At 70.2% G+C, this 12,599-nt stretch carries 15 protein-coding genes; 8 read left to right on the forward strand and 7 right to left on the reverse strand.

What is annotated here, in order from left to right; translation table 11 throughout:
- Window positions 1–12: 12 nt before the first annotated feature.
- Window positions 13–504, reverse strand: coding sequence for a DUF3105 domain-containing protein (locus SY84_RS07265; RefSeq protein ID WP_046843462.1), 492 nt, complete (start codon window positions 502–504; stop codon window positions 13–15).
- Between the two features lie 60 nt (window positions 505–564).
- On the reverse strand, window positions 565–2,025 hold the full coding sequence (locus SY84_RS07270; RefSeq protein ID WP_046843463.1) for an MBL fold metallo-hydrolase RNA specificity domain-containing protein: 1,461 nt from the start codon (window positions 2,023–2,025) through the stop codon (window positions 565–567).
- A gap of 127 nt (window positions 2,026–2,152) precedes the next feature.
- Here SY84_RS07270 and SY84_RS15865 point away from each other — a divergent pair, with 127 nt between their 5' ends.
- The 3 genes from SY84_RS15865 to SY84_RS07285 all read left to right on the forward strand — a co-directional run bounded on the left by SY84_RS15865 (window position 2,153) and on the right by SY84_RS07285 (window position 4,666).
- Complete coding sequence (locus tag SY84_RS15865; protein ID WP_052751075.1) at window positions 2,153–3,199, forward strand: sensor domain-containing diguanylate cyclase; 1,047 nt, start codon at window positions 2,153–2,155, stop codon at window positions 3,197–3,199.
- Between the two features lie 66 nt (window positions 3,200–3,265).
- On the forward strand, window positions 3,266–3,727 hold the full coding sequence (locus SY84_RS07280) for a universal stress protein (protein WP_046843464.1): 462 nt from the start codon (window positions 3,266–3,268) through the stop codon (window positions 3,725–3,727).
- A 24-nt stretch (window positions 3,728–3,751) separates the two neighbouring features.
- Window positions 3,752–4,666: a lactate/malate family dehydrogenase gene (locus tag SY84_RS07285; RefSeq protein ID WP_046843465.1), complete on the forward strand. Its 915-nt coding sequence runs from the start codon at window positions 3,752–3,754 to the stop codon at window positions 4,664–4,666.
- 18 nt (window positions 4,667–4,684) lie between these two features.
- Here SY84_RS07285 and SY84_RS07290 read toward each other — a convergent pair whose 3' ends face one another.
- The 3 genes from SY84_RS07290 to SY84_RS07300 are packed head-to-tail and all read right to left on the reverse strand — an operon-like array spanning window position 4,685 to window position 7,271.
- Window positions 4,685–5,746, reverse strand: coding sequence for an LptA/OstA family protein (locus SY84_RS07290; RefSeq protein WP_046843466.1), 1,062 nt, complete (start codon window positions 5,744–5,746; stop codon window positions 4,685–4,687).
- Window positions 5,747–5,755: 9 nt separating this feature from the next.
- On the reverse strand, window positions 5,756–6,643 hold the full coding sequence (locus tag SY84_RS07295; RefSeq protein WP_046843467.1) for an LptA/OstA family protein: 888 nt from the start codon (window positions 6,641–6,643) through the stop codon (window positions 5,756–5,758).
- Window positions 6,644–6,662: 19 nt separating this feature from the next.
- Window positions 6,663–7,271: a hypothetical protein gene (locus SY84_RS07300; RefSeq protein ID WP_046843468.1), complete on the reverse strand. Its 609-nt coding sequence runs from the start codon at window positions 7,269–7,271 to the stop codon at window positions 6,663–6,665.
- A 93-nt stretch (window positions 7,272–7,364) separates the two neighbouring features.
- Here SY84_RS07300 and SY84_RS07305 point away from each other — a divergent pair, with 93 nt between their 5' ends.
- From SY84_RS07305 to SY84_RS07325, 5 genes are read left to right on the forward strand one after another with little or no spacing between them, the layout of a single operon-like run.
- Entirely contained in the window at window positions 7,365–8,135 is a 771-nt protein-coding gene (locus tag SY84_RS07305; RefSeq protein WP_046843469.1) for a TatD family hydrolase, read from the forward strand.
- Window positions 8,136–8,192: 57 nt separating this feature from the next.
- Entirely contained in the window at window positions 8,193–8,507 is a 315-nt protein-coding gene (locus SY84_RS07310) for a PadR family transcriptional regulator (protein WP_046843470.1), read from the forward strand.
- Window positions 8,504–9,103: an HAAS signaling domain-containing protein gene (locus SY84_RS07315; protein WP_046843471.1), complete on the forward strand. Its 600-nt coding sequence runs from the start codon at window positions 8,504–8,506 to the stop codon at window positions 9,101–9,103. The genes SY84_RS07310 and SY84_RS07315 overlap by 4 nt, the downstream gene beginning before the upstream one ends.
- Entirely contained in the window at window positions 9,100–9,780 is a 681-nt protein-coding gene (locus SY84_RS07320; protein WP_046843472.1) for a hypothetical protein, read from the forward strand. Before SY84_RS07315 ends, SY84_RS07320 begins: the two co-directional genes overlap by 4 nt.
- 19 nt (window positions 9,781–9,799) lie before the next feature.
- Window positions 9,800–10,396, forward strand: a complete 597-nt coding sequence (locus tag SY84_RS07325) for a nitroreductase family protein (protein WP_046843473.1) — start codon at window positions 9,800–9,802, stop codon at window positions 10,394–10,396.
- A gap of 3 nt (window positions 10,397–10,399) precedes the next feature.
- Here the strand turns inward: SY84_RS07325 and SY84_RS07330 are convergent, their stop codons facing one another.
- Window positions 10,400–11,431, reverse strand: a complete 1,032-nt coding sequence (locus SY84_RS07330) for an alpha/beta hydrolase family protein (RefSeq protein WP_046843474.1) — start codon at window positions 11,429–11,431, stop codon at window positions 10,400–10,402.
- A 4-nt stretch (window positions 11,432–11,435) separates the two neighbouring features.
- Window positions 11,436–12,428, reverse strand: coding sequence for an alpha/beta hydrolase family protein (locus SY84_RS07335; protein WP_081424534.1), 993 nt, complete (start codon window positions 12,426–12,428; stop codon window positions 11,436–11,438).
- Window positions 12,429–12,599: the final 171 nt, after the last annotated feature.

The following is a 12,599-nucleotide window of genomic DNA, read 5'->3' on the forward strand; positions in this document are numbered from 1 at the left end:
TGTGGGCGGCGGTCAGCGGGTCTCGCCGTACGCGCCGCTGCACGACGCGCCGCGCTCGGGGGCGGTGGCGCCCTGCTCGTACTTGTCCAGGAAGGCCTTCAGGCGGCTGTCGTCGGCCTGCTCGACCTTCAGCTGGGCGCCCCAGGCGCTCGCAGCGACCGGGGTATCCAGGCCCTCGTAGGGACTGAGGATGGTGTAGGGGCGGCCCTCGACGAGTGTCTTCAGGGCAGCGACCTGCGCGGCGTCCAGATCCGGGCGGTAGGTGATCCACACGGCGCCGTGTTCCAGGCTGTGCACGACGTACTCGTTGTACAGCGGGCGGTCGTACACGCCGCAGTTCTGCCACGCGGGGTTGTGGGGGCCGCCCGCCGGGGGGTTCTCGGCGTAGATCAGCGAGCCGCTGCGGTGATCCCCACCGGAGTACGTGAACGTCTGGACGCCGTCGATCGACTTGGAGCCGCAGGCGGTGAGGGCAAGGACGAGCAGGGTCAGCGCGCGTTTCATGGACCTTCAGAGTAGCCGCTCTGCATGAAAACGCCCAGGGCTGTTCCGCCCGCCTGGCCCCTACTCGCCCGCCTCGGCCTGCGCGCCGCGCGTGGGGGCCGCGTCGAAGCCGGGTGGGAGGCCCTGCGGGAAGCCCGGGCCCGTCAGGTTGACCGCCTGCCGGTCGGGCATCAGGTCACCTTTGAGACCGCGCGCGTCCAGCACCGGCAGGAAGGCGGCCATGACGTCCGGTTCGCCGTGCACCAGCCACACGTGCGGGGTGCCGGTCGTGCTCAGGAAGGCCAGCAGGTCGTCCTGGTCGGCGTGCGCGGAGAACCCACCGATGGTGTGCACGTGGGCTTTCACGGCGATCTCCTCGCCCATGATGCGGACATGGTCGGCGCCGGTCACGATCCGCCCGCCCAGGCTGCTGGGGGACTGGTAGGACACGCTGATCAGGCTGGTGCTGGGTTTCCACAGGTGGTGCTTGAGGTGGTGCTGGATGCGCCCGCCGGTCATCATGCCATTGCCCGCCAGGATGATCGCGGGGCCATCGTACCGGTTGATGCGCTGCGACTCGGCGCTGGTGGGCACCACGTGCAGGGTGCTGGGCCGGAAGGGGTCCTCCCCGGCCTGCAGGGCGTCTCGGACCTCGGGGATGAGTTCGTCACCGAACTCGAAGTACTCGTGGGTGGCGCGCGCCGCCATCGGGGAATCCAGGAACACCGGGATGCGCGGCACCTCCCCGGCGTCCATCAGGCTCTTGATGGTGTGAAGGATCGTCTGCGTGCGTTCGATGGCGAAGCTGGGAATCAGGATCTTCCCGCCCTGCCGCACCGAGTCGCGCAGCGCGTCGCGGAATTCGGCCAGCGTGGCGGGCCAGGGGCGGTGCGTGCGGTTGGCGTAGGTGGTCTCGATGACCACAGCGTCCGCGTGGGGTGGGGGCGTGAAGTCCAGTTGCAGGCCGCTCTCGCGGTTGCCCAGGTCGCCGCTCATGATCAGTCGGCCCTCGGGGCTCTCGATCAGGAGGTACGCGCTGCCCAGGATGTGCCCAGCCCGCTCCGGCGTGACCTTCAGGCCCGCGACGCGGGTGGTCTCGCCGAACTCCAGGTGGGGGCGCAGCAGCGCCAGCGCGCGGTGCACGTCCTCCTCCTCGTACAGCGGCGGGGGCACCTGCTCGTCGGGGACGCCCTGGCGGCGGGCGCGGCGCAGGTCGTGCCGGTAACCGTCCACCTGCAGCCGCGCACTGTCGAGCAGTACCGTCTCCGCGAGGCCCGCCGTGGGCGCCGTGCAGTACACCGGGCCCCGGAAGCCCAGTTTCACCAGCAGCGGCAGGCGGCCCACATGGTCAAGGTGCGCGTGCGTGAGGATCACGGCCTCCAGGCCCGGCACGTCGAAGGGGAAAGGTTCGCGGTTGCGGGCCTCCAGGTCGTCGTTCCCCTGGAAGAGGCCGCAGTCGATCAGGATCTGCCGCTCCCCGACCGTCAGCAGATGCATGCTGCCGGTGACGGTCAGGGCCGCGCCGAAGCTCTGAAGTTGCATGCTTCGGAGTGTACGCGCCGACCCCGGGGGGCCATGCCGCTGCGTCAAGGTCTGCTGAAGGGCACAGGACCGGCTTGGCCTCGCCGCATGTCAGTTTTTCGTGGGACGCGCGGGGCATGCTGGGGGAGTGAACGACCCGGCGTCCGCCCTGATCCGCGTGGAGCGGATCCGTCGCCGCGCCTACCTGACGGCGGCGAGCGGATCGGTGGCCGCGCACCTGTTCATCCTGGGTGAACAGGTCAGGCGTCAGCAGTGGGATTCGGCCGCCGCCTACTCGCTGGGCCTGCTGGTCTCCGCGTGGGTGCTGGTGGCGCTGACGTGGCTGCGCTGGCCCACCGCGCGACTGAGTCTGCTCATCGTGGGGGTGGCGACCGTCTCCACCATGAGTGAGTTCGCGCCGCTGCTGCGCGCCCCGGAGGTACAGACCGGCTCGTACCTGTCCTTCCTGATCATGGTGGCCCTGTGGTTCGGGCTGCTGCCGCTGCGGATCGCGGCGCCGGCGACCCTGCTGGGATTCCTGGCCTTCGCGGGCCTGGCGGCCTCCCGGCCGGTGCATGACCTGAGTCTGCTCGCCTACCTGGCCTGCACGACCATCGTGATTGGGATGGCGAGCAGTTTCGGGCAGCAGATCACGGCGTTCCAGCAGGACGCCGCGACCTTCGAGCAGGCGGCCCTGACCGACCCGCTGACCGGACTGCCCAACCGCCGCGCGGCCCTGGACCGCCTGCGGCACCTGCACAGGCTGGTCCAGCGCGGCGAGCACGCGGGGTTCACGCTGGTCATGCTGGATCTGGATCACTTCAAGCAGGTGAACGACACGCGCGGGCATGCGGTGGGGGACGAGGTGCTGCGCGCGCTGGCCCCGGCGCTGCGGCAGGTGCTGCGCGCCGACGCGCTGCTGGCCCGCTGGGGCGGCGAGGAGTTCGTGCTGGTCATTCCAGGCACGGGCGCGCAGGAGGCGCAGGCGGTCACGGCGCGGCTCGACGGACTGCTGCTCACCCTGCCCACCCCGCTGCCCGAGGTGACGTTCAGTGCCGGGGCGGTCCTGGGGCATGAGGCCGACAGCGTGGCCGGGCTGCTTGATCTGGCCGACCGGCGGCTGTACGCCGCCAAACGTGCGGGGCGGCGGCAGCTGCGCTGGGATACGTTCAGTGGGACCACGCGCGCCAGCTGAAGGCCGGTCTTCACCCGATCTTCATGCGCTCCGGGCGGGTGGGGAGCGCGGGTGTAGGTTCAGGACATGACCCAGTCCACTGACCTTCACGGTACTTCCGGCTTCCAGCGCGTCCTGGTGGGCGTGGACTTCTCGGCGTCGTCGGCGGCGGCGCTGGCACTGGCCCGCGCGCGTTTCCCCGGCGCGACCCGGCGACTGGTGCACGTCACGGACGCCCGCGTGACCGCCGCGCCGGACCTGATGGGCGGCGTGACCCCCGCCCTGCCCGATCCGACGCTGCTGCACACGCTGGAAAGCGCGGACGGTCAGCGCCTGACCCGCGAAGTCCAGCCCGGCGAGGAACAGGAACTGATGGTGGGTGACCCCGTGACCGGCCTGCTGGACGCCGCGCGCGCGTGGGGCGCGGACCTGATCGTGGTGGGCACGCACGCGCAGGGCGCCATTGAGCACTTCTTCGTGGGCAGCACCGCCGAGAAGATCGTGGCCCGCAGCCCCATCCCGGTCCTGACCGTCCGGGCAGGCCAGTAACGTGCAGGCCGCGACGGTGAACGCATGAAGGTCGGTGTGGTCGGCGCGGGGCTGGTCGGCGCGACCGCCGCGTACGCCCTGACGCTGCGCGGCGCGTGCAGCGAACTGCTCCTGACGGACCTGGACGGGGACCGCGCCCGCGCCGAGGCGCAGGACATCGCGCACGCCGCGCCCGTCAGCCACGGCGCGCGCGTCCGCAGCGGCCCGCTGGAGGACCTGCACGGCAGCGGCGTGGTGATCGTCGCTGCGGGCGCCAACCAGAAACCCGGCGAATCCCGCCTGGACCTGCTGCAGAAGAACGCCGCGATCTTCCGCGACCTGATCCCCCGCGTGGCGGCCGCCGCGCCCGGCGCCGCCCTGCTGATCGCCACGAACCCCGTGGACGTCCTGACGGACCTGAGCGTCACCCTGGCCCCGGATCACGCCGTGATCGGGTCGGGCACCGTGCTGGACTCCGCGCGCTTCCGGCACCTGATCGCCGCGCACGCCGGGGTGGACGCCACGCACGTCCACGGGTACGTGCTCGGCGAACACGGAGACAGTGAGGTCATCGCCTGGAGTACCGCCACCGTCGCCGGGCTGCCCGTCGCGGCGTTCATGGACGCCCGGAACCTCCCGTGGACCCCCGAGATCCGCGCGCAGATCGAACGGGACACGCGGGAGGCCGCCGCGCAGATCATCGGCGGGAAACGCGCCACGTACTACGGGATCGGCGCGGCCCTGGCCCGCATTACCGAGCGCATCCTGGGCGACCGCCGCGCCGTCCTGACCGTCAGCGCCCCCACGCCCGCGTTCGGCGTGAGCCTCAGCGTGCCGCGCATCCTGGGCCGCGCCGGGGTGCTGGACACCGTGCTGCCCGCCCTGACCGCGGACGAGCAGGACGCCCTGCACCGCAGCGCCGAGGTGCTCCTGAAAGCCCGCCGCGCCCTGGACACCTGAACCGCCGCCGGGGTCCCCTCAGGGGCGCTGAGGGGTCGTCGGCGTGGCGGGGGCGGTCGGCGTGGCGGTCGTGGCCGCACCACTCCCCTCTTCCCCGTCGACGAACTCACCGGTGATGGTGCCGCCCTCGGCCTTCTCCGCGTACACCTCGTTCCGGTCGAGGTCGTACACGATCACCCCGGCACGCAGCGTGTCGCCCCCCTGCACGCTCTCGGCGGGCTGCTCGGCGCTGCCATACAGCCGCGCGACGTTGCGGGTGTCGTCGTACTCGACCCGCGCGGCGCGGCTGGTGCGGCCCCCACCGGACCTGAGTTCCACGCTGCCGACCAGGGTGGTCTTCTCGTCGTCCACGCTGACCTCGATGCGGTCACTCTTCCCGGTCAGGGGGTCCTTGTCGCTGCTGCGCCGGAACGTCACCGGCCCGTCGATGCGCGCGATCCCGTCGGCGCTGTCGTACACCAGCTTCTGCCCCTTGAGTTCCGTGCGTCCCTGCGTGACGATCACGGTGTCCGGCGCAGGCTTGGGCGTGGCCTGCACCTCGCAGCGCGTGAGGCGATCCGTGGCCTTCTCCGGCACTTCCTCAGGGTTCAGGAAGCGGGCGGTTCCGGCGCTGGCCTCCACGCGCCCGTCACTGCCCTCCTGTCCTTCTTTGGGGGGCAGCTGGGTCACGACCGCCAGCGGCACGCGGATCACGTTCTTGTCGATGGTGATCTGCACGCCCCCCGCGCCAGTCTCGCTGAACACGGCCAGGGTGGGCGTCTCGGGCGGGTCGTCCCCGAGGGGCTGGCAGAAGGCGAAGATGCCCGTCTCGTCGGTGGTCCCGGTGCGGACGATAACGATCTGACGGTCCTTGCCGTCTTTCTCGCTGCGGCGCACCAGCGTCACGGTCGCCTGCTCCGCTCCCGCGGTCGGCGCGTCCGCACTGGCGTCTGCGGGAGTGGCTTCACCCTCCGCGGGCAGCGTGCCCGGCCCCTGCGCGGGGGGCTGCGTGGTGTCCTGCTGGGCCAAGGCGACCGTCAGGACGCTCCCGCCGGAGAGCAACGCGGTCAGGAGCGCGGCAGTCAGGCAGGAGCGTGTCATACGGTGAGTTTACTTCTCGCCGGTGAGCTTGAACTGATCGGTGGGAATCTTGTACGCCGAGTTCAGGGCGCGCACGCGGGCCAGGTCGGTGCGCTGCTCCAGGTAGCCGCTGGCCGGGGCCTTGACGGTCACCTTGCTCTTGCTGTCCACGCTGACGGCGTTCCCGACGACGTACGCGACGTTCTTCCTGTCGTCGTAGTACACGGCGTCCCCGGTGGTGGTGGTGGTGCCCTGCACGAGTTTCACGCCGCCCCGCACGTACAGCGTCTTGGTCTTGGTGAGCGCGCGGACTTCCTGCCCGGTGATGATCAGTTCCTTCTGGCTGCCCTTGGCGGCGCGGGTGAGGCTGGGCGTGCCGGTCAGGAGGGCCAGTTCGCGCTGCTCGTCGAACACGAGCTTGTCGGCCTTGCCGCTCTGGGTGCCGTTGGAGAGGGTCACGCTGCCCGTGCTGGTGGAGCGGTCGTTGTCCACATCGAGGCTCATCTGCGCGGCCTTGATGGTCACGGTATCCCCGTCGGTCTTGTCGGGCGTGAAGGTGGCGCTGGCGCTGCCGTTCAGGACGCCCTGCCCGGTAGACTCGCTGTACGCCAGCCCGTTCCCGGTGGCGGTCAGGCGGCCACGGGTGACCTTGACGTTCCCGGTGAAGTCGGCGGTGCGCTTGCCTTTTGCCTCGATCAGCGCGGTGCCCTTGGGGGCGGCCAGGACGGCCTGGGAGGCCTCGATATTCAGGGTGCTGACCTTGGCCTTGACGGGGCTGCCGACGAAGGTGAGGGGCCCGTTACGGACGTCGCCACGGGGGCCACCTTCGATGGTGATCAGGCGTTTGCCCGCGTCGGTCTGGGCCAGAACGGGGGCGGTCAGGGCGAGGAGGGCCAGCAGTGAGGTCGTTTTCTTCATGGGAGTCTCCTTGATGGAATCAGGTGAGGGGGACGCGTTTACCGTCGCGGCAGGTTTCAGTGGCGTCCAGTTCAGCGGTGTACTTCGAGTTGGCCGGATCCGAGTCCTCAATGACAAAACCGAAGGTCATTTTCAGTTTCCCGATCCTGCCGTTCGTGTTCGGTGAGCTGATACGGGCGCTGGGCGCGCTGAAGCCCTGGCCCTGCTCGATCTTCACGGGGGTCTGCTCGGTGCCCTTGAGGTCGATGTCGGCACACTGCTGCACCAGGGTGATGCGGGCCTGACGGGTGGTCATGGTGTCCTGCGCGTCGATGGTCAGTTCCTGGGTGGCCAGGGTGGCGTCCAGAATCTCGCGGCCTGTGAAGCGGCCCTGCACCTGTTCTTTCAGGAGCCGTTGTCCTTCCGTGATGCCGGTCAGGGTGGTCAGGCCGTTCAGGGGGTCGTTGCGGACGTCGGCTGCCCTGAAACTCCAGGTGGCGTTGGCGTCGCCGGACGGGTACAGGCGCAGTTGCACGCCGCTGAGCCGCGCGCCGGACTGGCTGGCGTCGAGGCCTGGGGTGGGCAGCAGGGCGAAGATCAGGGCGAAAGCCATGATGCCCACCAGTGCGTACAAACCGACTTTCTGCACGGGTCGCACTTTAGCGCGCGGGTCTCATGAGAGTGATGGGGCTGGGGTGGGTTGTTCCGGGCGAGTCGTTCCGGCGGCGCTAGGCTGGGCGGCATGATCGATTCGCACACGCACCTGGATTACCTCGACGACCCGGCGGGCGCGCGCGGCGAGCTGGGCCTGAGTGCCATGGTCTGTATCGGCGCCAGCCCCGAACATGCGCGCAGTGCCGTGGCGCTGGCCGAGCAGTTCGGGGACGTGTATGCGACGGTGGGCATACACCCGACCGATACGGACGAGGACAGCCCGGACGCCCGCGAGCAGATCGAGGCCTTGACCGGGCACCCACGCGTGGTCGGCATCGGCGAGAGCGGCCTGGACGACTACTGGGACGACACGAAACGCGCCGCGCAGGTGTCGGCGTTCGAGTGGCAGCTGGACCTCGCACGGCGCAGCGGGAAGGTACTGGTCATTCACACGCGGGACAAGGCCGGGCAGGACAGCGCGCACCGGGGCGTGATGGACGTGCTGCGGGCGTGGCCGGACGTGCCGGTGATCCTGCACTGCTTCTCCGGGCACGCGGACCTGTTGCGTTTCGGGCTGGAGCGGGGCGAACACACGTACTTCGGGTTCGCGGGGAACACCACCTATAAGAACGCGCGGGAGATCCAGGCGGCCGCCCGCGACCTGCCCCTGACGCGGATGCTGCTGGAAACCGACGCGCCGTTCCTGGCCCCCGTGCCCAAACGCGGCAAGCCCAACCGGCCCGGTTACGTGCGTCATACCCTGGAGTTCATCGCGACCCTGCGCGGCCTGGACCCGGAGGAACTGGAGGCCGCGACGGACGCGAATACCCGCCGCGCCTACGGCCTGCCGCTGGGCTGAACAGGAAGCACGATACCTCGACTTGAGATGCATCCAAACCAGAGGTATCGTGCAGGCATGAACGCCCGCGAGCAACTCCGCATGCTCATCCTGGCCGTCCTGGGGCGCCAGCCCGAACACGGCTACGCCATCGCGCAGGCCATCAACACCCGCAGCGAAGGCCTCCTGCGCGCCCGCGAAGGCACCCTCTACCCTGCCCTGCACGCCCTGGAAGCCGAAGGGCTCATCGAGAGCCAGGAACACGAGGTCGCGGGCCGCACCCGCCGCGAATACCGCCTGACCGAGAAGGGCCGCGCCGCCCTGGCCCGCACCCGCCGCGACTGGCAGGCCCAGGTCGGCGCCGTGCAGGCCGTCCTGGGAGGCAACGCATGACCGGCCCGCTGAAGAGCTGGCTGGACGTCGCGCTGAGCGACCTTGCCCCCGCCGCGCGGGACCGCATGACCGCTGAGTACCACGCTCACGTGCAGGACGCCACCCACAGCGGACTGACCGAACCCGAAGCCGTCGCCACCCTGGGCGACCCCACGCAGGTCAACCGCGCACTGCGGCGCACCTACGCCACGGAGAAACTTGCCGCACAGTACCGGACTCCCTCCAGGCGTCTCTGGAGGGTGCTGCTGCTTCTGTATGTGGGCTACACCTCGCTGATGATCCTCAACAACCTGGAGGATCGCGCCGACCTACTCCGGCACCTGCCGGGCCCACTGACGGGGCTGACGCTGCTGCTGGCCCTGATGGCGCTTATGAAACTGCATCCGACGTCGTACACCTGGACGCTGGGCGCGCGGGTGCTGGTGCTGCCCCTCATGACCGGCCAGTGGATCACGGCGCTGATCACTCCAGGACGGGACACCCTGGATCTGTCGTTCCTGATTGTCCTGCCGTTCGCGCTTGTGGGGATGGTCTGGAACGCGCACTGCACGGCACGGCGCGTCCACCGCACCCTGAAGCTGGATGGTCAGGCATGACGGCGGACGCGCTGAACCCGAATCTGGCCGCCTATCTGGATGAGGTGACGGCGCCGTTCCCGGAGGATTCCGCCGCGCGCATCCGGGCGGACCTGACGGCGCATGTGCTGGACGCTGCGGCGCCGGGTGGGGCGGGAATGCAGGAGGCGCTGGCGGCCCTGGGTCCGGCAGCTGAGGTGCGGGCGGCGCTGGAGGGGCAGTTCTTCACGCGGGCGGACGTGGCGTGGCTGGAGCGGGACGGGAAGATGCGCCGCCTGCTGACGGATGGCGTGAAGGGTCCTGGTACAGCGTGGACGTCGCTGTTGGGCAGCGTGGCGGGCGTCGGGGTGCTGACGTGGCTGGTCTGCGGCTGGCCGGGAGTCCCCGCGCCGTTCGCGCTGCGGCCGTTCACGTGGGTTGTGCCTGCGCTGCTGGCTCTTCAGTTCATGCTGGTGCTGATCGATTTCCCACCGGGCATGCGGCGGCCCGCACGGTCCGTGGCGGTGCTACGCCGGGTGTCCGGGACGCTGATGGTGCCGCTGGGATTCGCGCTGAATCTGCTGGTGTTCGTGCCGGGCGTGGTGTCTGAACCGGCCCTGCTGGCGGCGGCGCTGGGCGCGGCGCTACTGTGGGCGTACCTGACGCGTCCGCGTGAGGCGCTGACGCTGGCCGGGAAGGCGTGGCGCGGCGCGCGGTGAGCTGACGCATAGTGGGGGCATGACGACGCTGGACGCTGCCTTTCCCCCCGCTGCCCTGACTGTACTGGACGTGATCCGTGCGCGCCGCACGGTGGATATTGGGCTGTTAAAACCCGACGCGGTGCCGCGTGATGTGGTGGAGGCCATTCTGGAGGCCGGGATCTGGGCGCCGAATCACGGGCGAACCGAGCCGTGGCGGTTCACGGTGTTCACGGGTGCGGGCCGCGCGAGGCTGGCGGAGGTGTTCGCGCAGGCGTACGCGGCGGGCAGCGCGCCGGACCGGGACAGCGAACCGGCGCTGGAGGCGCAGCGGGCGCGGGCGTGGCGGGCGCCGCTGTGGATCAGTCTGGAGCTGCACATGCCCGAGAAGCCGAAGATGCCCGAGTGGGAGGAGCAGGCGGCCCTGGCCTGCGCCGCGCAGAACATGTGGCTGGCGGCGACGGCGTTCGGGCTGGTCGGGAAGTGGGTGAGCGGCCCGGTGATGGTCAGTCCGGTGGCGGCGCAGGCGCTGGGCGCGCCGAAGCTGATGGGCCTGCTGGTGCTGGGCTACCCGGCGGCCGGGCTGCCGTCCGTGAGCCGCGCGCCACTGGCGGACAAGATCACCTGGGTGGAGTGACCCCTACAGGTTCTCCCTGAAGAACTGCACGCTGCGGTTCAGTGCCGTGCGGAGGTTTCCGGAGAGGTTGTGGTTGTCGCCGTCGTAGCGGTAGGCGTCCACGCCCTGCCCGGCGTTTCTCAGGTCGTCCGCGAGGTTCTTCTGGAAGGCGTACGGCACATCCCTGTCGTTCGTGCCGTGGTGCAGCTGGATGGGACGCCCATTCAGTTCCCGCAGGTACGCGTTGGGGCTCAGGAGGCGCAGGTAGCGGCGGTTGACGGCGTCCAGGGTGCGTTTCTCGCCGGGCGGCGGGTTCCAGTCGGTGGCGAGCACGTCGTAGCTGGCGATCACGCCCGCCCACAGCGACGCGGCTTTCAGGCGGGGGTCGACGATCATGGCTTTCAGGCTCAGCTGCCCGCCCATGCTGTGGCCCCACAGGCCCAGGCGGTCGGGGTTCACGCGCGGGTCGCGCCGGAGGCTGGCGGCGGCGTTCAGGACGTCCACGGTGTAGCCGGGATCGTCGTACCCGCCCAGGGCCTGTCCCTCGCTGCTGCCGTGCCCACGGTAGTCGCTTTTCAGCGTGACGAAGCCCGCGCGGGCAAAGGCGTCCTGATACGCGACGTAGCGTTCGGTGGTGCGGTACTCGGCGGGCGGGATGTACCCGTGGTTGAACACGATGGCAGGCCAGCCCCCCTGCGGCGGCGTGCCGCGCGGCACGGTCAGCAGCGCGTTGATCCGCAGGCCCTCGGACTGGTAACTCACGACCTGCCGGGTGTAATTCCCGCCCGGCGCCAGGGTCTGCCGGACCGTCAGCGCGCTGCCCGGATACTCGCGGGCCTTGAGTGCCTGGATGCTGACCGGGTTGCGGGCCACAGCGGCCTTCAGGGCAGTGTCACCCAGGTTCTGGAGGGGGCCCCCGGTCGCGGGCTGGGCCGGATCAGCCGTCTCCGGCTGGGGCCAGGGCAGCCGCAGCGGCAGGGCGTCCGGCTGGGTGACGGCCACGTACCCGGCGCCCGCCAGCAGGGCCAGCAGTGTGAGGTTGATCAGACGGCGCACAGCGTTACAGCCTCTCCCTGAAGAACTGCACGCTGCGGTTCAGGGCCACGCGCAGGTTTCCCGAGAGGTTGTGGTTGTCGCCCGGGTAGACGTAGTTCCCGCCCAGTTTGCCCAGCGGGCGCAGCTGCGCGGCCAGGGCCGTGTGGAACGCGACGGGGACGTCCTCGTCGTTCGTGCCGATGTGCAGTTGCACGGGGCCGCCCAGGTCACGCAGGTACGTATTCGCACTGAGGGTGTTCCAGAAGGCGGGGTTCGCGCGGGGTGTGCCGTACTGCTCGACGGCCCGCTTGCGCAGGTTCAGCACGGCGCTGGGAATGCTGGCGGGAACGGGCGCGCGGCGCGTCCAGCTGTTCATCAGCTGATCGTAGTCGCCCACCACGCCGGCCCAGATCACCCCGGCCTTTACGCTGCGGTCGATGACCATGGCGCGCAGGGTCAGGAAGCCGCCCATGGAGTGGCCCCACATCCCGATCCGGGCCGGGTTCACGCGCGGGTCGCGTTTCAGGCTGCCCAGGGCGTTCATCACGTCGGTGGTGTAGCCCGGCGCGTAGTACCCGCCGAGCGCCTCGCCCTGCGAACTGCCGTGCCCACGGTAGTCGCTTTTCAGGGTGACGAATCCGGCCCGGGCAAAGGCGTCCTGGTACGCCACGTACCGTTCGGTCGTGCGGTACACCTTCGGGGGCACGTACCCGTGGTTGAACACGATGGCGGGCCACCCGCCCTTTGGCGGCGTGCCGCGCGGGACGGTCAGCAGCGCGTTGATCCGCAGGCCCTCGGACTGGTAACTCACGACCTGCCGGGTGTAATTCCCGCCCGGCGCCAGGGTCTGCCGGACCGTCAGGGCGCTGCCCGGGTACCCGCCCTTCTGGAAGGCCGCGCGGGCAGCGGGCACGCTCATCTGGCGGGCGTCCACGGCATTCAGGGCGGCCTGTGACTGCGCCAGCGCCCCGGTGGCGTGCAGCAGGCCCAGCACAGGCAGCGTTCGGAGGAAGGTCATGCCCTCAACCTACGGGGTGACCTACCCGCTGCGCCGCGTTCTGGACGACGTTTCAGACTTGAACAATCGCACAGCCCTCCCTCATGACGGCCGTCCGGTGTTCCCCACACCCGGACACCCCCGGCAGCACCCTGGGACAGCGTCCCCCACGCATATCCATGCATGAGCCAC

Origin of the sequence: Deinococcus soli (ex Cha et al. 2016), assembly GCF_001007995.1 — a bacterium.
GTDB classification, from domain to species: domain Bacteria; phylum Deinococcota; class Deinococci; order Deinococcales; family Deinococcaceae; genus Deinococcus; species Deinococcus soli.